Source organism: Fibrobacter sp. (assembly GCA_024398965.1).
Classification (GTDB): Bacteria; Fibrobacterota; Fibrobacteria; order Fibrobacterales; family Fibrobacteraceae; genus Fibrobacter.
Genome location: JAKSIF010000139.1, coordinates 1 through 1,502, shown reverse-complemented (window position 1 = coordinate 1,502; position 1,502 = coordinate 1). Strand labels below are relative to the sequence as shown.

Sequence of the window (1,502 nt, the reverse complement as noted above, 5' to 3'; positions counted from 1 at the left end):
AATTTCCACATCTACATTGCCTTTGGCCAGTCCAATATGGCGGGTGCTGCAGGGGCTGCAGAGCCAGAAACAAAGCCTTATTCGCGGTTTAAACTTTTGCCTTCTATGGATTGCCCCGCAAAGGGACGCACCATGGGTGTCTGGACCGATGCAACTTCCCAGTTGGCAAACTGCGATAATCCTCCCAGTATTTCTGTTGCAGATTATTTTGGCCGTACTTTGGTGGATTCCCTGCCCGACGTAACCGTTGGCATTATTTCGGTTGCTGTGGGTGGCACTGCGCTTAAGCTGTTCGATAAGGACAACTGGCAAGCTTATCTCGAAGATCCTGATCGTCAAAAGGAAAACTGGATTATTAACTGGGCCAAGGCTTACGATAGCAATTTGTACAAGCGAATTATCGACCTTGCAAAGATTGCCCAGAAGGATGGTGTCATCAAGGGTATCATTGTTCACCAGGGTGAATCGGACTGGAACAATAACCATTGGGCCGAAGACCTCAAGAAAATTCGCGACGACATGCTGACCGATCTTGGTCTCAGTTCCGATACGGTGCCGCTGCTGGCTGGCGAAATGCGTGAAGATGGCTGCTGCAGGGGCTTTAGCACAAGCCAGGTGCAGCGTATCACCAAGGTGATGGACAACGCCTGGCCGGTTTCTTCATCTGGTCTTGGAAGCGCTGGCGATAGCTATCATTTTAACCGCGCCGGTTACATTGAATTTGGCAAGCGTTACGCTAAGGTGATGCTGGAACATATGAACCGAGCTCCTGTTGAGCCTGTTCCTCAGCAGCCGTTTAACGGTGTGGCCGCGACGATTCCTGGGAGAATCCAGGCGGAAGATTTTGACATTCCGGGCGTAGGGTCCGGTAACGATTCCTACAAGGATAACGATTCTGAAAATCACGGCGATAGCGATTACCGCAAGGACACCGGCGTTGACCTTTATAAGAAGGGCGACCGAATTGTAGTGGGTTACAACCAGGAAGGCGAATGGCTGGAATACACCGTGAAGGTTGCAGAAACTGGCAAGTACGACGTATTTGCTTCCGTAGCATCCGCCAACAATACTTCCAGTTTCAAGCTTTCCATGGACGGCAAGGACATTACGGAATCCATTGAGGTCCCCAAGAATGAAGGCGAAGACAACTACGATGATTTCAACAATGTTGCTGCGGCTAGTGGCGTGAACCTCACCGAAGGTGAACATGTCTTGCGATTCACTGTAACGGGAAGCTGGATGGATATCGATCACATTACTTTCACCGTACCTGTTGACCTCATTGACCCCATTGACCCCATCACTCCTCCCGATTCCAGTGTTGGAATTATTCGTAGCTATGCAATGAATGCTGCCGCCCCCAGGAATTACCGCGTCTTTGATTTGATGGGCAAGGTCCTTGGCAGTGTTCGCGTAGAAGGCTCCGCTTTTGAAACGAGCCTGAAGACTGCAGGGTATAACAAGGGCGTTTACCTGTTGCAATCCGCTGATGGAATTAGGCG

At 50.3% G+C, this 1,502-nt stretch carries 1 protein-coding gene; it reads left to right on the top strand.

Annotation, left to right across the window (positions count from 1 at the left end; all coding sequences use genetic code 11):
• On the top strand, positions 1–1,502 hold a 1,502-nt coding region (locus MJZ26_15135; GenBank protein MCQ2107109.1), incomplete at both ends, for a carbohydrate-binding protein.